Annotated in this window: 23 protein-coding genes and 1 riboswitch; of the genes, 8 read left to right on the top strand and 15 right to left on the bottom strand. The window is 38.6% G+C overall.

The features are described from left to right. Positions 1 to 103 precede the first annotated feature (103 nt). From ACFX40_RS21930 to ACFX40_RS21940, 3 genes are all read right to left on the bottom strand, one after another. The gene (locus tag ACFX40_RS21930; protein WP_377256309.1) at positions 104 to 1,036 is read right to left on the bottom strand and encodes an alpha/beta hydrolase; all 933 of its coding nucleotides are present in this window, start codon (positions 1,034 to 1,036) and stop codon (positions 104 to 106) included. A gap of 15 nt (positions 1,037 to 1,051) precedes the next feature. Beyond that, complete coding sequence (locus tag ACFX40_RS21935; RefSeq protein ID WP_028409085.1) at positions 1,052 to 1,606, bottom strand: GrpB family protein; 555 nt, start codon at positions 1,604 to 1,606, stop codon at positions 1,052 to 1,054. A 90-nt stretch (positions 1,607 to 1,696) separates the two neighbouring features. After that, positions 1,697 to 2,842, bottom strand: coding sequence for an acyl-CoA dehydrogenase family protein (locus tag ACFX40_RS21940; protein WP_098334435.1), 1,146 nt, complete (start codon positions 2,840 to 2,842; stop codon positions 1,697 to 1,699). Between the two features lie 198 nt (positions 2,843 to 3,040). On the opposite strand from ACFX40_RS21940, the gene ACFX40_RS21945 reads away from it, so the two are divergent. The 7 genes from ACFX40_RS21945 to ACFX40_RS21975 all read left to right on the top strand — a co-directional run bounded on the left by ACFX40_RS21945 (position 3,041) and on the right by ACFX40_RS21975 (position 7,879). After that, positions 3,041 to 4,246, top strand: a complete 1,206-nt coding sequence (locus ACFX40_RS21945; RefSeq protein ID WP_028409087.1) for a TcaA 3rd/4th domain-containing protein — start codon at positions 3,041 to 3,043, stop codon at positions 4,244 to 4,246. Between the two features lie 183 nt (positions 4,247 to 4,429). Continuing rightward, positions 4,430 to 5,209 carry an STAS domain-containing protein gene (locus tag ACFX40_RS21950; RefSeq protein ID WP_013057624.1) on the top strand — a complete coding sequence of 260 codons (780 nt, stop codon included), beginning with the start codon at positions 4,430 to 4,432 and terminating at the stop codon, positions 5,207 to 5,209. A 143-nt stretch (positions 5,210 to 5,352) separates the two neighbouring features. Further along, complete coding sequence (locus ACFX40_RS21955) at positions 5,353 to 5,595, top strand: spore germination protein (RefSeq protein WP_013057625.1); 243 nt, start codon at positions 5,353 to 5,355, stop codon at positions 5,593 to 5,595. Positions 5,596 to 5,702: 107 nt separating this feature from the next. Beyond that, on the top strand, positions 5,703 to 5,945 hold the full coding sequence (locus ACFX40_RS21960; protein WP_013057626.1) for a spore germination protein: 243 nt from the start codon (positions 5,703 to 5,705) through the stop codon (positions 5,943 to 5,945). Between the two features lie 51 nt (positions 5,946 to 5,996). Next, a complete protein-coding gene (locus tag ACFX40_RS21965) occupies positions 5,997 to 6,500 on the top strand; it encodes an Hsp20/alpha crystallin family protein (protein WP_028409088.1) in 504 nt (167 codons plus the stop codon). A gap of 90 nt (positions 6,501 to 6,590) precedes the next feature. Beyond that, the gene (locus tag ACFX40_RS21970; RefSeq protein WP_028409089.1) at positions 6,591 to 7,016 is read left to right on the top strand and encodes an Hsp20/alpha crystallin family protein; all 426 of its coding nucleotides are present in this window, start codon (positions 6,591 to 6,593) and stop codon (positions 7,014 to 7,016) included. Positions 7,017 to 7,060: 44 nt separating this feature from the next. After that, positions 7,061 to 7,879, top strand: coding sequence for a hypothetical protein (locus tag ACFX40_RS21975; RefSeq protein ID WP_028409090.1), 819 nt, complete (start codon positions 7,061 to 7,063; stop codon positions 7,877 to 7,879). A 17-nt stretch (positions 7,880 to 7,896) separates the two neighbouring features. Here ACFX40_RS21975 and ACFX40_RS21980 read toward each other — a convergent pair whose 3' ends face one another. The 3 genes from ACFX40_RS21980 to ACFX40_RS21990 form a co-directional block, all read right to left on the bottom strand. Next, a complete protein-coding gene (locus ACFX40_RS21980) occupies positions 7,897 to 9,180 on the bottom strand; it encodes an ABC transporter ATP-binding protein (RefSeq protein ID WP_377256313.1) in 1,284 nt (427 codons plus the stop codon). Further along, positions 9,177 to 10,235 (bottom strand): FecCD family ABC transporter permease, encoded by a 1,059-nt coding sequence (locus tag ACFX40_RS21985; RefSeq protein ID WP_377256316.1) that lies wholly within the window; start codon positions 10,233 to 10,235, stop codon positions 9,177 to 9,179. The genes ACFX40_RS21980 and ACFX40_RS21985 overlap by 4 nt, the downstream gene beginning before the upstream one ends. A 206-nt stretch (positions 10,236 to 10,441) precedes the next feature. Then, complete coding sequence (locus tag ACFX40_RS21990; RefSeq protein WP_081732037.1) at positions 10,442 to 11,968, bottom strand: cobyric acid synthase; 1,527 nt, start codon at positions 11,966 to 11,968, stop codon at positions 10,442 to 10,444. A gap of 92 nt (positions 11,969 to 12,060) precedes the next feature. After that, a riboswitch (cobalamin riboswitch) is annotated at positions 12,061 to 12,240 on the bottom strand. A gap of 147 nt (positions 12,241 to 12,387) precedes the next feature. On the opposite strand from ACFX40_RS21990, the gene ACFX40_RS21995 reads away from it, so the two are divergent. Beyond that, positions 12,388 to 12,951 (top strand): YdcF family protein, encoded by a 564-nt coding sequence (locus tag ACFX40_RS21995; RefSeq protein WP_028409094.1) that lies wholly within the window; start codon positions 12,388 to 12,390, stop codon positions 12,949 to 12,951. A gap of 57 nt (positions 12,952 to 13,008) precedes the next feature. On the opposite strand, the gene ACFX40_RS22000 is transcribed toward ACFX40_RS21995, so the two are convergent. The 9 genes from ACFX40_RS22000 to ACFX40_RS22040 form a co-directional block, all read right to left on the bottom strand. Further along, a complete protein-coding gene (locus tag ACFX40_RS22000) occupies positions 13,009 to 14,580 on the bottom strand; it encodes an APC family permease (protein WP_025751241.1) in 1,572 nt (523 codons plus the stop codon). 425 nt (positions 14,581 to 15,005) lie between these two features. After that, entirely contained in the window at positions 15,006 to 15,653 is a 648-nt protein-coding gene (locus tag ACFX40_RS22005) for a nitroreductase family protein (protein WP_098332836.1), read from the bottom strand. Between the two features lie 270 nt (positions 15,654 to 15,923). Next, on the bottom strand, positions 15,924 to 16,673 hold the full coding sequence (locus ACFX40_RS22010) for an SDR family oxidoreductase (protein WP_028409096.1): 750 nt from the start codon (positions 16,671 to 16,673) through the stop codon (positions 15,924 to 15,926). Between the two features lie 21 nt (positions 16,674 to 16,694). Then, positions 16,695 to 17,666 (bottom strand): DHH family phosphoesterase, encoded by a 972-nt coding sequence (locus ACFX40_RS22015; protein WP_060746904.1) that lies wholly within the window; start codon positions 17,664 to 17,666, stop codon positions 16,695 to 16,697. Between the two features lie 339 nt (positions 17,667 to 18,005). After that, positions 18,006 to 18,554 carry a 6-phospho-3-hexuloisomerase gene (gene hxlB, locus ACFX40_RS22020; RefSeq protein WP_028412834.1) on the bottom strand — a complete coding sequence of 183 codons (549 nt, stop codon included), beginning with the start codon at positions 18,552 to 18,554 and terminating at the stop codon, positions 18,006 to 18,008. After that, on the bottom strand, positions 18,554 to 19,189 hold the full coding sequence (gene hxlA / locus ACFX40_RS22025; RefSeq protein WP_377256320.1) for a 3-hexulose-6-phosphate synthase: 636 nt from the start codon (positions 19,187 to 19,189) through the stop codon (positions 18,554 to 18,556). The genes hxlB and hxlA overlap by 1 nt, the downstream gene beginning before the upstream one ends. A 101-nt stretch (positions 19,190 to 19,290) precedes the next feature. Continuing rightward, the gene (locus ACFX40_RS22030; protein ID WP_013057640.1) at positions 19,291 to 20,301 is read right to left on the bottom strand and encodes a LacI family DNA-binding transcriptional regulator; all 1,011 of its coding nucleotides are present in this window, start codon (positions 20,299 to 20,301) and stop codon (positions 19,291 to 19,293) included. 101 nt (positions 20,302 to 20,402) lie between these two features. Next, a complete protein-coding gene (locus ACFX40_RS22035) occupies positions 20,403 to 21,047 on the bottom strand; it encodes a bifunctional 4-hydroxy-2-oxoglutarate aldolase/2-dehydro-3-deoxy-phosphogluconate aldolase (protein WP_028409100.1) in 645 nt (214 codons plus the stop codon). Between the two features lie 26 nt (positions 21,048 to 21,073). Further along, complete coding sequence (locus ACFX40_RS22040) at positions 21,074 to 22,354, bottom strand: MFS transporter (protein ID WP_028409101.1); 1,281 nt, start codon at positions 22,352 to 22,354, stop codon at positions 21,074 to 21,076. Positions 22,355 to 22,356: the final 2 nt, after the last annotated feature.

Here is a 22,356-nt window from a genome sequence, read left to right on the forward strand (position 1 = left end):
ATCTACGTTTGTCCTAACAAAAAAAACGAACCACTAATCAAAAGTCTTGATCAATGGTTCGTTTTTCATTTCGTCTAAAATATTTTTGTCCCAGCCTCTTCTTTTACAGCGATTGCTCAATAAAAGATAATACGCGCTTTACATATTCTTTTTTGTATACGTGATAATTTTGAACGTGTTCTGCTTTCTTAGTTTTCCAGAAGTGAAAAGCATCTGGATGCGTTTTAGCCATTTTTTCACTTTCAGTGTAAGGAATTTTTGTATCTCCTGTGCTGTGTATAAATAAAATTGGTCGAGGGTAAATATGCTCGACTGCTTTAATAGGACTAGCTTCAGCAGGATTTACATCTGCAATAACAGGAAGAATAGCAATTGTTAGCGATGTAAACGGAAAGTTTGGTAAATGAGACCATACAGATAGATTTTCTTTTAAATAAGAGCTTAAATCACTAAAAGGACTATCGGCTACCACTGCTTTTACGTCGTCATCTTGAGAGGCTGCTAATAAAGAAGTGGCTGCTCCCATTGAAATGCCGTAGAGCACAATTGGCTCTTTTGTTGTTTCTTTCATTTTCTGAATAACGCCTAATAAATCGAGCTGTTCTTTTACACCAATCGTCGTTTGATTTCCTTCTGAGTCTCCTGAATCTCTAAAGTCAAACATGACTACTCGATATCCCGCTTTTACAAATTCTTTACTCAGCGGCAAAAAGCCAGCTCCTTGTGCTTCACGGTTATTTCCGTATCCATGTGACATAATAATGGTCGCTCTTGGCTGTTCCGTTGGTTCAATCATCCATCCTTTTAAATGGGTTATCCCGTCTTTGCTCAAAAATACTTGATTGCTATAGTGCATGCCGTAATCGCTAGGATTTTTCACAGCAGGATTTTTATCTAGTTTTGTCAGGCTTATGCCTACATAAAGAGAAATTGCCGTACAAAGTACAAAACAAAGAATAACAAAGGATATCAGGCTGATCCATATTGTTTTTTTCTTTTTTCCTGTAGTTGTCTGTCGATTTAGAACTGGAGTCAAGCTCGTTCCTCCTTTTTATCTAAGATCATCTTTCCTATTCTTATTGCTGCTTCCCTTTCTCCATTTTAAAGCTAGCCCATCTATTTTATGAATAAAATTCTTTTTATTTTCTACATATTTTTCTGGTTCAAAGCGATAGCGATGCGCTAGTTCTATTTTCAACGTTTCGTATTCTTTTGCTGCATCAGGGTGAGTACGCAGATAATCTCGAAACCATATATGCCGATTAATTTCTGGGTGGCCTTTTTCATAAATATGAACATGATGCGTTCTTTCATTCCCGCCTTTTTGGAAGTATCGTCTTCCTTTTAAGCCGTTTTCACCTTTCGCTTCGTAACCAAGCTGTTCCATTCTCTGATTATACGTATCTACTTTTTTTATATCTTTCACTTCAATAAGTAAATCAATAATCGGTTTTGCGCTTAAGCCGGGAACAGCAGTGCTTCCGATATGATGAACATCTAAAACTTGAGCTGACATTATAGTTGTTAAGGTGGCAGCTTCTTTTGAAAATTCCTTTTCCCACGCGATATTATAGGGTGTCAGCTGAATTTCTCTCATGGACTTCATCTTCAATTCCTCCTCTTGCAACGAAAAAACTGCTTATTATAGAATAGCCTATAATAAGCAGTTTTTCATCATTTAACATGTTATTAAGTTTTATCTAGTAAACGCCTGCTTCGCTAAATTAACAATTGTCATATCATCCATTGGAGGGTTGTGAAGGCCAGCACGCACGTCTCTATAATAGCGCTGCAGCGGATTACTGCGCTGCAAGCTACGTGCTCCTACTATGCGCATGGCTTTGTCGACAACCGTACAGGCACTATTGGTCACTACGTGTTTGACAGCTGCTAACTCTCCCGCTAATGCTGCTCGGTCGCTGGTTTCATCCCATTTACTTGCCACGCTGTACATAAAGTGACGCGCCTGCATAAGTTCAAGTTCCATCTCTCCTACTAAACGCTGCACATTTGGCAACTCGCTAATCGTTCCTTCAATACTATTAGGCGAATATTCTGTAGCAAATGCGACAGCATAATCTCTTGCTGCGATGGCTGTACCCATGTAGCAAGCTGGTATATGAAGCAGCCAGCCGCTTGGCTCATTCTTTTTAAAACCACCGAGGCGTTCAACAAGAAAGTCGTGTTTAATATCGACGTTTTCTAGCACAAGGTCGTGACTTCCTGTTCCGCGCATTGCAATCATATCCCATGTTTCTTCTATTGAAAGTCCGCTTGTTTCACGAGGAATTAAAAATAAGCCGATCTCTTCTTCACCTTCAATGCTTGCTTTTACCAAAAAGTAATTTAACACTGGAGACATCGTCGTGAATGTTTTTCGGCCATTGATTCGCCAGCCTTCTTTTGTTTTTACGGCTATCGTTTCCGGTTTTCCTCCTCGAGTAGGACTTCCTGTCTTCGGTTCAGTAGCAGCGGTGTTAATAAGTGCACCTTTTTCTATTTCTTTAAAAATAAAATCGAGCATTTGCTGATTCCAAGGCTGTTTTTCACGCAAGTCCATTGTAATCCCCATATGCCATCCAATACTAAGAGCCGTAGAAGCATCTCCTTGAGCAATTAATTCTTGAAATAATAAAAAATCATAAAGGCGTAATTCATGTCCGCCATATTTGCTTTCGAGAGAAAGACGTGTATAGCCCGCTTCTTTTAACTCTTGAATATTTTCAAAGGGAAACGTACCTTCTTCATCTATTTTAAAAGCTCGTTTCTTAAATTTTTCGACTAGAGGCAGCAATTTTTCATACGTAGACTCTTGATTTTTATTTACAAATGAAACACTCATTTGCTTCATCTCCTTTTTATATGACAGAGTGTCCCTATCGGATTAATATATAGTTCTTATCATAGCATACCTCACCTTTTCTGTGCATGTTTGGTGTGTTTATCTTTCTTGTTGAATCTATTCTTTTTCCAATTTAATGGTCTGTTTTACCTACACATTCCATACATTTAATGGAATAAAAAGAAAGGAATGGTGTGAATGAATCAATGTCCAAAATGCGGGGCCAGTGCAAGCACAGACCAATTATTTTGCAATAACTGCGGCTTTTCTTTCACCGTGTCGCCAGCTGCAGCCAAGCATAAAAAGAGCTGGTATATTGGCGGGGGTATTGCGCTTATACTTCTTTTAACTTTTGTATTTTATTTCTTTTTCTCTGGCTCAGAAGAAAAGACGGCTGACCGCTTTATTGAGGCATTAGAATCGAAAGATACAGCTGTGTTAAGAGAGTTATTAGACTCTTCGCAGTCTACTATAGTTATTAATGACACATCTATTCAAGCTCTGTTAGACGCAACTTCCGATGGTTCTATTTTACGAGACGTCGAAAATGATTTAAAAAATAAATCGAGTATCTACTTTACAATAAAAGAACAGAAACATTCACTACTTTCCAAAAAACAGTACGTGGTTGTGCCGTCATCATATTATATCTCCCTCACCATGCCAGAGGATGCAACGGTTACAGTAAATGATACAAAACAATCGATATCCAAGAATCAAACGCAAAAAATAGGGCCTTTTATGATTGGAAATTACCCGCTTACGGCTTCTTATGAAAGCTCTTATGGAAAACTTACAGACCAAACCACTGTAAATTTTCACCGACAAAAAGAAGAGAATATATCTGTGGTATTTAAAGGGGCTTACGTTACAATCTCATCGAATAGAGATGACGCTATTTTATTCGTAAATGGAAAAAGCACGGGACTGCAGGTGAATAGCTCATCACAAATAGGGCCTGTTGCCACGGATGGAAGCGTCACTGTTCATGCAGAAGTGCAAAAAGACGGCACAACGTTCAAAAGCAGTCCCTACACTATTCAAAGTGAAGAAAATATTATGTTAAATATACAAACGCCGCCCGTCGAAAAGGAAAAAACCGTCATAAAAGAACGAGAAGTGATCGTGCCTGGGCCGCGCTCTTATGCTACTTCAAGCTCTTATATTCTTCCTGGTTCGGATTCTTACAAATTAAGCTATAGTGATATTAGCAGTTTGAGCTCGAGTGAACTAAGGCTAGCTCGAAATGAAATCTATGCGCGGCATGGGTATGTATTTAAATCGAAAGATCTTCAAGCCTATTTTTATGAAAAGTCATGGTATACGCCTGATTCATCATTTAGAGATTCCTACTTATCAAGCGTTGAAAAACACAACGTTGATTTTATTAAATCATATGAGTAAGGTGGCCTCCCCTTTTGCACAGGGGAGTTTTTTAATTGAAGCGAGTGCTTACTCCAACGTTTTTTTACATACCATAATCCCTATACACGTTAATAAATTTCTTATAGCCTTCTTTATTCTTTTCACTGTAAAATATAAAGTAGATGTACATAAACTTAATACACACATAAGGAGAGATGGAGAATGAATGGAATTGGACGACTTCCACAAAAGCTTAATGGCCATTTGATTTTAGAAAATATTCAAGAAACCATGATCATTGCAGATAAAGACTATCGTGTGCAGTGGATGAATGCAAGAGCAATTGAAACACTCCAGCCAGTACTCCCAATCTACCAGTTATCTCATATCGAAGAGTTAATTGGAAAGCATATGGACTTCTTTCATTCCAATTCTGAAGAAGCGGAAAAATTACTCACCTCTCTTCATACAACTTACAGAACGCGTATAACGATTGGCAGTCAATACGTAGCAGAAGCTGTGATTCACCCTATTGATACAAAAGACGGCGAGCGTTATGGATACTTGCTTATGCTATTAGACTTTACAGATCAAGCCGAAGCAGAGCTTGAAAAAGAACGGTTAATTGAGGATTTGTCCACGCCTTTATTAAAGATATGGGACGAGGTTTTAGCTGTGCCCATTACCGGTAAGATGGATATAGAACGTGGAAAGAAGCTAACTGAAACGGTATTGGAGGCAGTTGTAAAAGAACAGGCGCGCTATTTGCTTATTGATTTATCTTCCCTTCATTCGTTAGATGAAGAACACGGTTATTATATTAACACGCTTCACGATGCTTTGCGTTTGATTGGTACCACTTGCCTTATTGTTGGTCTTTCTTCAAAAATGGCTCTCTCGCTTGTAGATTCTCAGTTTAATTGGCGAACATTTTCCACTGTCCAACAAAGCATCTCTTACATTTTAGAAAAAAAGAATTATCGTATTGCACCCATTTCATAAGCCCATCATATCATTAAGTAATCCTCTCTCAATCGCTTTTTCCTTCAATCGGAAAAGGCGATTTTAGTTATGAGGAATTGTGAACGTTTAGGCACTTATCATCATAGGATACATTAATCAACCATAGAAAAGGGTGAGAGCGTATGCCAAGTGTTATTAACATTTATAATTTAAAGATCAACAGTATCTCAAGCAACGGTTCTGTCAACATTGGCGAAGCACTCCATAACAGTCACACGGCTCATTCAAAATCCACTGGTACGAACTCTTCTTATGGCGATGTCTCACCTGCTTCCTCGAAAATGCGAAACATTTATATCGATCCTGATACAAATGACCAAACAGATATTGCAAACGTTGATCATGTCAATGGTTATCAGCAGTGATATAGGGCAATGCTTGTCAACAGCATGACGACAAACGGTGAATACATTCTCTCTGAACGCAATAGACCGTTGGAGTAGAATGAATAAAAACAGTAAGGAGTCTCTTTATGCCTCTTCAAATTAACGTTTTTAATATCGTAACAAACGGTGTCACGCAAAACGCAAATATTGATTTTGGTTCCACCATTCAAAACAGTCACACGGCGAACTCAAAGTTTAACGGCGCAAATTTCTCTTTAGGTAACTTCTCTCCTACTTGCTCTCAAATGAATACGGGCGTGTTAGATCCTGATGTAAGCGATCAAGATCAAATTGCGAACCCTTCAGCTCCAATTGGAAATCAAATTTAGCTTTAACAATTTTGTTATTTTACTTGGCACATTACAAGGAGGTGTGTAAATATGTTTCCATTTGGAAAGTCTCCTTTTAAAGGAATGATGGAAAATATCCCAAAAGGAATGGCATCTAAAGACATGAATAAGTATATTCAGCAAATGATTTCTTCTACGATGTCCCATTCTTTTCCGGATTTTATGCAAGGAAATGAATTCTTTAAGCAAGCCCAAGACATGATGAAAGAACAGCAGGATATGGGAACTGAAGGTCATGGACAAAAGCCAAGAAGATTTGATTCAAACGTCATCAATACATTAGATGAATGCATTGTGCAGCTAAAAATCCCTAACCGCGATATTGTATCAAGCATTAAAGTCTATCATACGCCATATGTGTGTACGATCGAAGGAGTAGATGGAGAAGAATCCTTCAAAGAAGAAATTCAGCTTCCTTGTTCGGTTCGTAAAAAAGGCACACGCGCCATCTATCGTTCCGGAGTGTTGGAAATCCGGATGCCTAAACATGTTAATATTCCTATGTCTCAAATAGACGTCCACGATTTAGATTAAAGTGGACGTTTTTTTCTATTTTCATGCATACATATAAAATAGAAAGCTGCAAAAGGCCTTGTTTTATTTTTTTTTAAGAAGGTGACAAATATGAATCACGGAAAATTTAAAAAGTGGGCAGAAACGTTACAAGAAGAAAACCATACGAAATTTTGGGAAAAGATTTTTGACGATGATCATGAAGAAAAGAATGATACGGAAGCAGATGCTTCTCCTCAAATTGTAAATGAGTATCGAGATTATCCTTTAATTGATGTATATGAATGGGCAAATCAGCTGTTAGTTGTAATTGAAATACCTGGTGCTAAACGAACAGATGTCGAATTGACCATGCACGAAAATACTTTACACATATCCGGTTCATCTCTTTTAACCGTGAAAGATGCAAATGTTCTTCACAAAGAAAGACGTGAAGGAACGTTTCAACGATCAATCATCCTTCCGCCTGGTGTAGGGGAAGCGCCGTGTCACGCATCATTTAAAGATGGTCTTTTGCATGTGAAATTTGATTTGTAATTTATTGTGCAGAACTATACGTAGCATGAAAGGCAGGGAATTTCATGTTTTCTAAGTGGTTTAAACAATCGCCTAAAATTGAAACAGTCCGTAAAATAAATCCGTCTTCCCTTCCAACTCAAAAAAAAGCAAGTCCCATAGACCAACGTTCTAATCAAAAGCGAAAAGAATTACCCGAAAAGATGAAAGCTAAAAAACAGTCCAGTCTAAAAAAACCCCCTCAACAGCCAAAGAAGTTGCCTAGCCATATGGAGCCTAAGACCTCTGATGAAGCTGAATTCACAAAACCTGCTCTTTCGTCAGATTCAGCGCTGAACCTGCAGGGAATTATTGATCAAGTGACGCGTTTAACCGACGCGATCGCTAAAATAGAAGAGCTGCATCAGCAATTAAATGAATCAGCTCACCTTATTCAATCACTGTCTCAACTGCACGAGCAAACAGCTCATTTACTCTCGGCTATGCAGTCAGCTCCTAATTTCGAAGCTATTCAAAATCAGCTCTCTGCGTTAAAGGAAGAATCGTCCAATACAGCCTTATATGAGATGGTGAAAACTCTTGACAAAAAGATTGATGAAGTAACTCAGCCAAAGCAGTCCATTGTTGTTGAAAAAATCATGGTCGAAAAAGTATTGTTAGACAAAATTGACCTTAGTAATAATTTTGGGCAGCTAGGTATTAAAGATCTGACCGGTCACCTAAACATCGGTACCACTTACAGCGCTGACTCTGATCAAGTGGATGAAGAAGTCAAAGACTTGTTTTCTGTTAAGCTAAAAGAAAAAAAGATTGATGAACATACAACTGAGACAACGATGAGTTCAGGAGGTGAAACAGAAAAGCCTGATCACTCCGAGGAATAAAAAATGACCGCTACTGCTTATTTAAAGCAATTGTCGGTCATTTTTGTTTCCATAAATAGTTGTAATTCTTTCTGGAGGCGGCCCATCAAGAACTCTGAAATTTCTTCTTGATTTTCTTCTTTATGATGAGATGATGCTACAACAATACGTCCTGTTTTTCCTAAGAAAGCCCGGTACTCAATTACCTTCATCGCAGCATGAAGTAAGTTCCCGTCCGAAAGCGGCGCATTTGTTAGCAGAACAATATTTACTTCGTTTTCTTTTTGTCCATGTGTCAGCACAGCCAGCCACGAGTAACCTTTATCGTCTTTTAAGCGAACTTCATGACTAGATAAAGACGCAGATTTCCACGCCGCGTTAGCGCTGCTTTGCTGTTGAACAATTTCTTGACACCAGTCTAGACCTGTTTCATTGGAACCCAGTGAAAGAGTTCTCAAAGGACGAATAAAGGATAAACATAGCTTGCCCGGTTCCTTTTGCAACTGATACAACTCATCGAAGTCCGTCTCTGGATATTGATACGGCGGCACAAAAGCAATTTGTTGCTTATTCACAGCGGGATGGTGAAATACGTGCAAATCAACGCCATATACTCTTTTTAACGTAGCTGCATCCTGAAAAATGGCATCCATCCCGGTTTCTTCTACTCTTCCATCTTTCAGTAACACGGCATTATCTGCAAACAGCGAGGCGATGTTGAGATCATGCAAGATGGCCAGGACCGTTAAGCTCATTTCCTGCTGTAAAGTTTTTAACAGCTGAAGCAGTTCCATTGTATGTTTTACATCTAAGTGATTCGTTGGTTCATCAAGAAGTAAGTAGTCAGGTTCTTGCGCTAGTGCTTTAGCCAGTAAAACCCGCTGTTTTTCTCCACCGCTTAACGATTGAAAAGTATGATTTCTATAGTGCCAGACGTTTGTTAATTCCATCACACTTTCCACCACTTCTTCATCCTGTGCTGATACAGTGCTAAACAATCCTTTTGCCTGATAAGGGTAACGTCCAAGTGAAACAATTTCTTGAACCGTAAATTCTAGCCCAATTTGATTTTCTTGCGTCATGACTGCAACTTTTTGCGCCAGTTGTTTTGGTGAATAAGCCTTCACTGACTTTCCTTCCACCTTCACTTCTCCTGATTGAATGGTTAATACATTCATAATTAAGCGAATAAGCGTTGTTTTCCCGCTTCCATTTGGTCCTAGTAAAGCGACAAAAGAACCTTTGTCTACGGTGAACGTGATGTCACGAACGGTCGGCTGCTGCTTATCGTATCCTCCTGTCACATTATATAGTTCAATCATGATATTCCTCTCTTCCGCATACGTTCTTTTACAAGGAGCAGGGTAAAAATCGGCGAACCAATTAAGGCGGTTACGACTCCAATAGGCAGTTCACGAGGTTCTAATATCGTTCGTGCCAATAAATCTGCTAAAACCAAATAACTTCCTCCAATTAAAATAGAAAGCGGCAGTACATGCTTATGATTAGCTCCCGTTACGAGACGCACTACGTGGGGGATAACTAAGCCAACAAATCCAATTGCCCCAGATACTGATACCGCAGCTCCTGTTAATACGGATGCACCTATTAAAATCATTCTTTTTTTCTTCTTTACGTCTATTCCCATAAACTGAGCGGATTGATCGCCAAATGCTAAGCCGTTCAGCTCTTTTACATGTAACAACAGCATAATTGTACCGATCAAAAAGAACGGCCCTAAAATTTGAATATGAGACCATCCTCTCATTGATACGCTTCCCATTAGCCAATATAAAACCTGCCTTACATCTTCTTCGGGAGAAAGAGCCACAATTAATGAAATAAGTGCGCTCATAAAGGATGATAAAATAATCCCCGCTAAGATGATGGTTTCATTGGCCAAATTGCCGCTTGCGAGTTTCGTAATACCAAAAACTAAAAGAAGAGTAATAAAACCAGATACAATGCCGACTACAGGCAGCGTGAAGATAGACAAACCAAAAATACTCCAATGAAAATAAATTGCCATGACAGAGCCAAGGGTTGCACCTGAGGAAACCCCGATCGTATAAGGATCAGCAAGCGAGTTTCTTAATAGCCCTTGAAAGGCAGCCCCTGCTATTGAAAGCGAAGCTCCTACTAAAAATGCCACCAGTACTCTTGGAAAACGAATTTGCCAAATGATTAAATCCATGTTTTCCGGACCGTGATATAAGGATAGCCCGGTAAGGTGACCAAGAATAATTTTGATTGTATCTCCTACGGTTAACGAAACTGTACCAATAAATACGGCCATAATTACCGAAGTACATACAATAAATAAACTGACTATGTATAAAATAGATGCTTTGTTTAAAAAAATACGTTTAAAAATCAATACGTTCAGCTCCTCTAGGAAACGAGGCGTGATGTTTTACATTACATTAACCATTCATTTTCCTGTCCATAAACCATGCTTCCACCATGCATTAAGTTGGAAACAATCATCTTTTCTTTGTTACGAGTGCTAGACTGTTGAACTTAGGCAACGTAGAATAGCGTACTAAAGTTCTCGGTAAAAAAACAAGCGAAAGCCTCTACAAGCTATACTTTTTGTGTTTGCTCCGGGCTTTTATAGTTGTCTATTAACTCATATAGCTTTTCCATATCTACGGCTTCTCTCACATATGCTGCTGCTTTTGAAAAAGACTCCTCTTTTTGCAGGCGACTGTTGAATGTGTCCGTAATAGGCGGCAATTTTTTATGTTTGCGAATTTGATTAAGCAAAGCTCTGCGCAAAGAATCGTTATGAAACACATCATGAACATACGTGCCAATAACGTTGTCTTTAACCGTTCCTTCTTTTTCATGCTCTACCACTGCAAAAGCTTTCGTGGTGCTCTTAGAAACTGTCTTTCCCATATGAATTTCGTAGCCTTCAATCAAAACTCTTTCATTTTCTAACTGGACATACCCAGAAACTCTTTCTGTTTTTTTGCTGGTTGTCATAACGGTTTCCACTGGAAGCAAGCCCAGCCCTTTAATGGATTCAATCCGAGATTCTACTGCATCAGGGTCTGTAATTGTCTCCCCTAGCATTTGATATCCTCCGCAGATGCCAATGACGTGAACGTTCGTTGTGTTCAAGACTTGATTAATGGCTAGAGCCAGGCCGCTTTCTTGTAAAAACTGAGCATCTTCAATCGTATTTTTGCTTCCTGGCAAAACAATTAAATCAGGCGTACCTAATTGCGACGGCTTGGTTACAAGCCTCACGTGACAGTCTTCTTCTAAGCTTAAAGGATCGATGTCTGTAAAATTTGAGATGCGCGGGTACGAGATGACCGCAATATCAATTTCTTTTAACGGATTCACAAGCGTTGAGTAATTTCTAAGTGATAACGAATCTTCCGCATCAATTTCCACGTTGTTCATATAAGGAATAACTCCTAGCACCGGAACACCCGTGTATTCTTCAAACCACTTCAACCCTGGTTTTAAAAGTTCTAAATCTCCTCGGAATTTATTAATTAACACCCCGATAACTCTAGACTTGTGTTCATCTGGAAGCAATTGAAGAGTACCCACTAGGCTCGCGAAAACTCCTCCTTTATCAATATCTCCTACTAACACAACGGGCGCTTCTGCTATTTTTGCAACACGCATATTTACGAGTTCCCGATCGTTCAAATTGACTTCGGCAGGACTTCCAGCGCCTTCAATCACAATTCGATCATAATGATTGGCAAGCTCTTTATAAGCTTCCGTGATAACGTTCAAACCTTCATTAAAAAATTCTTGCCGATACTGAAAAGCAAACATATTACGTAGCGGTTTTCCGTGAACAACAATTTGAGATTCATGATCACGAGTTGGTTTAATTAAAATAGGATTCATATTGGTTGTTGCTTCTACTCCAGCCGCTTCTGCTTGAATTCCTTGCGCTCTGCCAATTTCTTTTCCATCCATTGTAATGTATGAATTAAGCGCCATATTTTGCGATTTAAACGGTGCAGTTTGATAGCCGTCTTCTTTAAAAATACGGCAAAATGCTGTAGCAATCATGCTTTTTCCAGCGTCTGAGTGCGTTCCTTGAATCATAAGCGGTTTTCCTTTTTTCACTTTTTCCACTCCCTACCACATAAAAAAACCTTAACTGTAAAAGTCAAGGTTTGGTCATGCGCTCATTAACACATTGTCTTGACTTATTTCTCCCACCGAAAAATAAGGGGTTTTTAAAAGCAGGTCTCCTGGCTTATGCTTCATTTTACTTCTGCACCCTTCCTAGTTTGACTAGTGGGTCTTTGCAGGTTCATCCACATTTACAGTAGCGGGGGCTGCACCGGATTTACACCGATTTCCCTATTATCCTCCTTAGAGGCACTTTTAAAATCATTTATTCTTTATTGTAACGAATTTTATAACCATTCACAATAACGATTTTCTTCTATTATTATATATTACTGTGTTTATACTTATTTGGGTCTCGTATGCTATAATAACGATTATTTTCCAAACATCTTATGGAATAGCTAGGAAGGTGCTCACAGTTGAAGAAAAAAATCATTTATGTCTTTATCAGCGTGTTTGTTCTTTATATAGCAATCATATCTTTTTGTATGTATCAAACTGCTCACAAGTCTGTTCCACAAAACGCGGATTATGTGCTCGTTTTAGGTTCTAAAGTAGATGGTGATCAAATGTCTCCTAGTTTAAAAGAACGAGTAAAGACGGCTTTATCTTATTTACAAGCAAATCAACAGACAAAAGTTATCGTAACGGGCGGAAAAGGATCTGATGAAGAAATTTCTGAAGCAGAAGCAGCCTATCGTTTTCTGCGAAAAGAAGGAATTAAAAAGAATCGAATTATAAAAGAAGATCAGTCAACTTCTACTTTTGAGAATTTCACTTTTACTAAACAGAAAGTTGATATTCAACACAAAAAAGTCGTGCTTGTTAGCAGTGATTTTCATTTATTTCGCGCCTCTATTATTGCCAAACGTCAAGGCTTTGACGTTTATCCTTTAGGTGCAAAAACACCAAATTCAATTAAACTTCAAGCCTACTTTCGTGAGTATGCTGCTATTTTAAAAACATGGCTGTTTGATAAATAAATAGAGTAAGTACTCTACAAATAAAAAACACGGCATGAATTCATGCCGTGTTTTTTATTAATCATCTGTATCGATAACTGCTTTTGGTAAACCTGTGTATTTCGCCCAGTAGAAAATACCGAGTGAAACAAGAGCAATTAAAATTAAGTCAAGCGGGTTGCTTAGCACACCTTGTCCTCCACCAAATGAACCTAGATAAGAGATAACAAGCATAATAATATAATAAGCAACTAGCCACCAAGCAGATTTAAGCTGCTGTGCAAATTTTACAACGTCAGTTGGTACGTATTTCTTAAACGCTACGTAGATAACAACCATTAGAAGCTGTGATCCTAGCAGCCAAGAAATTGTCGTCCACCCTGACCAATATACGATGTATGAACAGAAAATAAATGAAACAGGAGCAATAACGCTCATGCCTTTTAATTTAAAAGGTTTTTTAAGGTCTTTTGCATTTACTCTGAATGCAGCAGCTGAAATTGGCGCAATCGCATAAGACAGAATAAGTGCCACTGAACATACGTTTACTAGCGCTTCCCAAGAAGGAAATGGCAGTGTCCAGAATACGGACATTCCAAATGATAGCCATAGTGACGCACGTGGAATTCCTGTTTTCTTATCTACTTTTGAGAAACGTTTAAATAATGTTCCATTACGAGACCAAGCATAAACTAAACGAGAAGTTGTATTCATGAAGATGTTCCCGTTACCGCCTGGTGATAAAATAGCATCAAAAATAACAAGCGTTACTAACCAGCCAAGGCCTAAAATAAGTGCAATATCTTTAAATGGTAAAGAGAATTGCTCTTGAATTGTTCCCCATCCTCCTGATAGCATATCAGCCGGGATGTTACCAATGAACAATACTTGCAGTGCTGTGTAAATAATCGCTGAAAGTACAATACAGATAATGAGCGCGATTGGAATATTACGCTGCGGGTTTTTAACTTCACTGGCTACAGAAACAATAGGGTGAAGTCCTAGGTAAGCAAACATAACGCCACCTGTTGAAATGGCTGCTTGAATACCATTAAAACCAAACGGAGTAAAATCGCCAGTTGTAAAGTTAGCTGATTTAAAGTGATAAGCTAACACGACGATAATTGTAAGAGGAACCGCATATTTAAACACAGATATAATAACATTTGACTTAGCAAATGCTTTTACACTTACGTAGTTAATGATAAAAAATAGCGTTAATAACGCGAACTGAAATAACCAGCCGACTGTAGTAGGCGATTCAGAACCATGTTTAGTTAGACCAGGAAGCCAAAACGCAACATACTGACGTACAGCCGTTACCTCGATGGCAATCAAACTTGTGTAAGCAATAATGGTAATGAATGAAATTAAGTAACCCACTAAATGACCATGTGAGTAAACCGGATAACGGATAATTCCACCGGTACGCGGCAGCGCTGCTCCAAGTTCAGCATACACTAAACCGATAAGTAAAATGATGACTCCGCCAATCAGCCACGAAAAACTTCCGGCTGGACCAGCCTTTGACGCTACGTTACTAACCGCAAATAACCAGGCGGAACCAAAAATAGCCCCCATCCCAATTAACGTTAGGTCAAGTAACGATATTGATTTTTTAAACTTTCCTTGATTTCCTTGATCAGACATAATATCCTCCTTTAAAATTTCCACTCCACACATCTACGCCCTTGCGTCCGATATGGGATTCTTTACATCATCCTCCTCTTACTAAGACCTCACAAGTGGATATGTTAACAAATATTCTCTAAAAAACCAAGTTAAAAACTTTATTTTTTTGTAAAACATCGTTGAATTGCTTATGTATAGCGCATAAATTCCACAGAAGATTTGAGGACTACTCCTCCTATTTAACCGCATTTTTCTTAGGTTAAACATAAAAGAATATTCAAACTATTTACCGAAAAAAAGAGGCTGAGACATAACGAAATCAACCGCTAGAAGCAGCTACATACGCAACACCTAGGCTTGCCATACCAATAAAAAAATCCGAACGATTCATCGTTCGGATTTTGCTTCAACTAAAATAATTTTTTCCGTACCTCTTTTTTTGCTTATTTAAATACTTTTACACGTTCACTTAGCGGTTGAAATTCTTTTTCACCCGCAGGTGCCACGGGATTACCAAATGGCATTTGGGCAATTAATTTCCATGAGCTTGGAATATTCCAAGCTGCTTTTACTTCATCGTCAATCAATGGATTGTAATGCTGTAATGTTGCTCCTAGGCCTTCGAGCTCAAGCGCTGTCCAAATCACATGCTGAAGCATGCCTGATGATTGGTTAGACCAAACCGGGAAATTTTCGCTGTAAGATGCAAACTGCTTCTGCAGTCCTTCCACTACTTCTTGATCTTCAAAGAAAAGAACTGTTCCATAGCCGCTTCCGAATAAGTTCATTTTTTGATCCGTATCTGAAAAATTTTCAGCAGGAACAATTTTACGAAGCGTTTCTCTCGTAATATCCCATACTTTATCATGCTGTTCGCCAAATAAAACGACTACGCGTGCGCTTTGGGAATTAAATGCTGAAGGAGTATGTTTCACCGCAAAGTTAATAATTTCTTCAATTTTTTCTTCTGATATTTTTACATTTTTATCAATTGCATAAATAGAACGTCGGTTTTTAAGTGCTTCATAAAAATCTTTTCCAACCTGTTGTTGATCACTTGATTTATCAAATAATTTATCTAAAAAACCCATTTTCCACACTCCTAATTGTTTGTTTTTTTAAGCTTAAATTGCATGTTTATACCCTTCCCCCTGATAAAAGGAGATAAACAAGATATAATGAATTCTTATATCTCTAATTCGAGATATTAAACTAAAAAAATATTAATTGAAATTTAATTACTTTATGTAACTTACTTTACAATGATTATTTTGTTCTGTCAAGAAAAAAATATTATCTTTTTCTTTTCTTGATTATATGAAAAAAGACTGCTAAATACGGCAGTCTTTTTTCGTAGATACTTAATGTTCATAAATCATCTTTCGCGTCATTCCCCCGTCTACTACGAGGTTAGCTCCTGTTACAAAATCATTTTCGGCGTTTGTTAAGTACATACAAGCTCTTGAGATATCGGCTGGCGTTCCCACCCGATTAGACGGATGCTGCGTATGATCGATTTCACGAAGGCCATCGTAGTCAGATGTCTCAATCCATCCTGGAGAAATAGCATTTACCGTGATGTTGTCATCACTAAGTGAAATGGAAAGTGCATGAGTTAAAGCAACGATTCCTCCTTTTGTAGCAGCATAGGCTTCTGTATGAGGTTCAGACATTGTAGCTCTCGTAGAAGCTAAGTTTACAATGGAGCCTCCGCTTTCGTTTTTTCTCATCACCTTAGCTGCTTCGCGAGAGCATAGAAACACGCTGCGCAGGTTCGTATTGATAATATCATCCCATTCATCAATGGTTAGCTCATACGGTGATTTCCAGCGGGAAACGCCTGCATTATTAATCAAAATATGTATCGTTTCATACGTACTGACCGTTTTTTCAACGAGATTTAAAATGTCGTCTTCTTTTCGGACGTCTGTTTTCACAAAAATGGCTTCTCCGCCTTGTCTTTGAATAGCTTCTGCGTGACGCTCTCCTTCGGTTTCGTCCACATCTGCCAGTACCACTTTTGCTCCTTGTTTCGCGTATGCGCGGGATACATCTTTACCTATTCCGTTCGCAGCTCCGGTAACAACAACAACTAAATCTTTAAACGACATATCATCTCCTCCTTATACGCTTTATTCACTTTTTTCTTCGTCTTTAAACAAGTGATCCGTGACGAAAAGAGCAAATGTTTCAGCCGTTAGCTTGCATCCAGAAGCTTTTGGATGACCTCCTCCTCCAAGGTGTCCAACAATTTCTGCTAAGTTGATTTCGTCTTTTACTGCACGGAAGCCAATCTTTTGGCGTCCCATGTCCACCATAACGGAAAAGTCGATATCTTCGTTTTCTAGACACAGTGCATTTCCTAGCTCAGACTGATATGTATCTGCAAATACAATTCCTGCATTGTACGCTGTGTTATCAATTTCAACACTTTCTTTTATGATTTGTTTTTGTTTGTCATAAATGTATTTTTCAATCTTTTTTTCTTCTGCTTCTAGTAAAATTTCGTGTTTGTCCGTAAATGTAAATTCTTGATTTTCAGTATGATACGATTCACGAAGTGTTTCTAGAATGGTTTCTTTAAATTCTTCATGCGGGATTAGATAATATAGGTGATTAAGGCGCTTTGCTTTCAAATTATTTTCATGGAACCAGTCCCACGTATCAAATAAGCGTACAAGTTCTACGTATTCATCAAGCAGCGCCGTTTTTTGAAGCATGTTGTTGCGCACTAAGTAGTGGTAGAAAAGAGATGTAGCTGCCGTCTTTTTACCGTTTTCGTCTTCTGCAATAACATGAACCCAATCGTATTTCTCAGCTAGTGGAAGAGCAGAGATATGATGGTCAATAAGAGTGATTTTCTGGCCTTTTTTTACCAGTTCATTTAATTTTTCCGCTACTTCCTCATTTACGCTAATATCCGTTATGTATAAAGCTGTGTCTCCATCATTTTCTTCTTCAATAAAATGTGTCACAGTGTCATTGATGCGGCCAATGCTTACCGTGCTGTAATCAAAGTTATCATCGCCAAACGCTAACCGACCCAATAGTGCTGGACTTACCCCGTCTAAATCGTTATGTGAAATTAATTTTATTTTTGTCATTAATCAAAACTCCTTTATTTTCAGTCGCCTTAGTATATGTACCGGCTTGTATATTATAGCAATTTCAGCATAAAAATGCTGTTATTTACTTTTAAGAGAAGGAATATACTCGCAATAAACAAAACTGAAGTAAACGTTCAGACTTAGACTTATCTGTATCAAAAGAGAGTGAGGCATAACTACATCGATTCAATCAACGGCTAGAAGCAACTACACACATGAAACCTAAGCTCACCAATACCAATGAAAAAATCCGAACGAATGTGATTCTTTATCAAGAATCTGGATTCGTTCGGATTTTCTTTTAAATAACCTACTTTTGTTCTAGCCTCTTTCCATTTACTCTAAATTGCTATGCTGCTTAAACGCCTGTTCATGATCCGTGTGATTCAAATTCCCGTATTCTAAACAAATGGTATCAAATACAACGTGCGCACATTGATCAAATAACGAGCCAAGTGGCTGAATGGAAGCTGCTTCATTTTCGCTTCGATATTTGGTTGCAGCGGGAATGTGCAGTAGCTCATCAGTATGAGCAGTTAACGGTGATTCTGTACTAGCTGAAATGCCGATAACTGAACATCCTACTTCTTTAGCTTTCTTAGCTACACTCACCACTTGCTGTGTTTTTCCTGAACCAGATACGGCCACCAACACGTCACCTGCTGCAATCGAAGGAGTAATGGTCTCCCCTACAACATATACTGTCGCACCTAAATGCATCAGTCTCATCGCAAATGATTTGCCCATTAGCCCAGAGCGGCCTTCGCCTATAACAAAAATTCGTTTCGCTTGGTAAAGTGAAAACGCTACTTCTTCTATTTGCGGTTCTTTTATGTGATTCATTACGGCCGTAATTTCGTCTAAAATCGTTTGTGTTTTTGTCATTATACGTTCCCCCTGCTCATAAATAAGTCTTGAAATTCAGCAGATGCCTTTGCCACATCCGCACTTTTTGTAATCGCTGATCCAATAATCGCGACGTCCGCTTTCATTTGAAGTAATGATGCTCCTGAGGCTGGATTAATTCCTCCTGCTACTGCTATTTGGGCATCTGAATGAAAATACTGCCGCAAATTTATTCGACTCAGCGATTTCCCTTCTTTTTCTTGCTCGTCTTTGCTGATATGATGGCAAAAAATAGCGTTTCTATAAGTACCTACTTGTTTTTGCGAGCTGCTTGACGTGTTTAATAAATCCACCATCATTTTTTTATTCCATTTTTCGCTGACATTTGCGCAAGTCTCTATCGTAGGTAAAGGTGATACGCCCATGACTGTTGCTATATCTGCTCCTGCTTGATAGCACATTGTAAATTCATACTCCGCGTTATCAATCGTTTTGATATCTGCTACAATCGTCTTGTGCGGAAATGCCTGTTTGATTTTATAAATACTTTCAATTCCATACTCTTTTATAAGAGATGTACCTACTTCAATCCAATCAACAGAGGGTTCTGCCAGCTTGGTAAGGATGATAGCTTCTTCAATTGTGACGCGATCTAATGCTAATTGTATCTTCATATTTTTCTCCTCACTTTCTACTAAACCGATTTAGTAATAACGTAAAAAAAACCAATATTTTGATGAGCTAAAAAGAGCACGCCATAGGCGCTCTTTTTAGCTTAATGCGACAAAGTTGTTTCTCGAATAATTAATTCACACTCATACTGGTACTCTTCATAAGCTATCTTTTCTTTCAAAATTTGTTTAATAAGTAAATCTGCTGCTTTTGTTCCCATATCAAAAGCGGGCTGCGAAATCGTCGTAACGGCAGGCGTTGCTACATCTGCGTAAGGAATATTATCATAAACAATTAAAGATAAATCATTTGGGATATTAAATCCGTGTTGTTTAATAAATTTCTGCACTTCAATGAATACTAAATCGTTTCCAGCAAGCAGCGCTGTCGGCGGATTATCGGCTGCAAATAGCTTCTCAAGCGCTTTTTGCATGTCCGCTTTTTTGCAGTTGATAATCATGGATTCATTTACAGGCATATTGGCTGATGTTAACGCTTCTTTGTACCCTTCTACACGTTCAATCCGGGGTGTAATAGTTAATGGTTCTGTAATAATCGCTATATGCTTATGTCCAAGCTCGAGGAGATGCAAAATAGCCTGTTTTGTGGCTTCTTGGTTGTTTGCCACTACGGATGGAATTTTTCCTTTTACATCATGAATTTTACGGTCCATAATAACAACCGGATATTCTTCTTTGATCATCTGCTCATAAAGAGAAGTATTGGCTCCCGTTGGAAATAAAATAAGCCCATCTACTTGCTTTGCTTTTAACATGTTAATATATTTCTTTTCTTTATCAGGGTCATCATCTGCGTTACAGATGATGGCATGTATATCTTGTGAATGGCAATAGTCTTCAATTGCACGAATGACTTCAGTAGAAAATCTGTGCATAATATTTGCGACAATAATCCCAATCATTGACGTTCGCTTTTGTTTTAAGCTCCTTGCTAGATAGTTGGGCTGATAGCCGAGTGTATCAATCGCTTCTTTAATTTTCTTTCGTGTTTCTTCGCCCATATATTCATACCGTTTGTTAATGTATTGTGATACGGTGCTTTTGGAGACATTTGCTGCTTTTGCAACGTCCAGCATAGTAACTTTTTGCATCATAATCCGTCCTTTTCATTCAATCCCTAAAATTATGCTACTCCTAGTGTAAACGAAAAAAACGAAAAAGGAAAAGCCTTCTTGCTAGCAGAAGGCTTTATTTATTAAGCGTACGCAAGCCTAGCTTCTTGAATTTCATTAGTAAAACGCTTCGCTTCCTTTGTTACTTGAAGTAAGTATTCAGGAGTTGGAAGCTGCTTTCCATCCACTAATGTGCTTCCTGCCCCAATAGCAGCTGCTCCAGCTTTAATATAAGCGCCCGCATTTTCAGCCGTAACGCCGCCCGTTGGCATTAATGGAATATGAGGAAGCGGTCCTGCTATATTTTTAAAATAAGCGGGGCCTACTACGCTTGCCGGGAAGACTTTAATCATATCTGCACCGCATTCATAGGCTGTTAGTATTTCAGTTGGTGTAAAAGCTCCCGGCACGCTAATGACTCCGTACCTTTTAGCCGTTTTAATTGTTCGTTCATTAACCGTAGGAGAAAAAATAAATGACGCTCCCGCCATAATGGCAATTCGTGCTGTTTCTTCGTCTAGAACAGTTCCTGCTCCAATAAACATCGAGTCGTCAAATTCATTTTTCAACTCTTTAATAACCTCTACGGCAGCAGGGTTTTCCATTGTAATTTCTAGGTTTGTTACTCCGCCTTCTTTTAATGCGTAGGCAAGTGGAATAATTCGCTCAGCACTTGCTCCTCGAATGACCGCTACAATACCGCTACTTGTAATTTTCTCAATATGCATCTCAATTCTCCTTTTTTATCGTTACATTAAGCCGTTGTTTCGACTGGCTTTACACTTTGAACTTCTCTTGGCTTTTTCGTTGCCACAATGGTTAAAACTGCCGCAAGGAATAATGATCCAGCCATAAAGATATATGAAGCGCCAAATCCTCCTGTTGATCCATTTAAAAATCCTACAATATAAGAACCGGCAAATGAACCAAGTGCGCCCATGCTATTAATTAAAGCCATTGCTCCTCCGGCAACATTACGCGGTAAAATTTCAGGAATAATCGCAAAGAACGGTCCGTACGGAGCGTACATCGTTCCTCCGGCGATAACGAGTAAAGCAAAGGAAAGCCAGAAGTTGCTTGTGCCAACTAAATAAGATCCGTAAAAAGCAAGCGCTCCTACTAATAAGAACGGCCATACAAATGCGCTTCGTTTTAAAAACTTATCTGATAGATATGAAACCGTTAACATTAATACAACTGCTAATACGTAAGGAACGGACGCTAACCAACCTGTTTTCACTATACTCATGTTAGGCGCTGCTTTAATAATAGACGGCAGCCACATAACAAATCCGTAGACGCCAATACTCCATAAAGCATATTGAATGCTTAATAAAATGACAGTACGATTTTTGAAAGCTTCTTTATAGCCTTTAACAGGTTTGATTCCTTCTTGTTCTTTTTGCAGCGCATCGTGTAAATCTGCTTTTTCTTTTTTCGACAGCCAGCCTGCATCTTTTGGCTCGTCGTTTACTAGTTTCCACCATAAAAATGCCCAAATAACAGCTGGAAAACCTTCTAAAATAAACATCCATCTCCAGCCAAACGATTCTAGCAAATACCCAGAAACAATAGACATCCAAAGAACAGTTGCCGGATTTCCTAAAATTAAAAACGTGTTGGCTCTAGAACGTTCTGCTTTTGTAAACCAGTGGCTTAAAAATACCAGCATAGCAGGCATAACGGCACTTTCAACTACTCCTAAAGCAAACCGAATAACAAACAAAAATCCGACGTGGCTTACCATACCCGTAGCTGTAGCAAGTGCTCCCCATAAAATCAGAGACCAAAAAATCAGCTTTTTGGCGCTTTTATTTTCAGCATAGTGAGCGCCTGGAATTTGGAAAAAGAAATAACCTAAGAAAAAGAGCGACCCTAATAAAGACGAAATACCTGGCGTAATATGAAGATCTTCTGCCAGTCCTGCCGCTGCTCCAAACCCATAGTTTGCACGGTCTAAATATGCAAGGCTATATGTAATAAATACGATAGGAATTAACCGAAGCCATCTTTTTTTTGCTAGCTGCTGTTTCATTA

The sequence above is a fragment of the Priestia sp. YIM B13552 genome, assembly GCF_042787775.1.
Taxonomy (GTDB): domain Bacteria; phylum Bacillota; class Bacilli; order Bacillales; family Bacillaceae_H; genus Priestia; species Priestia megaterium_E.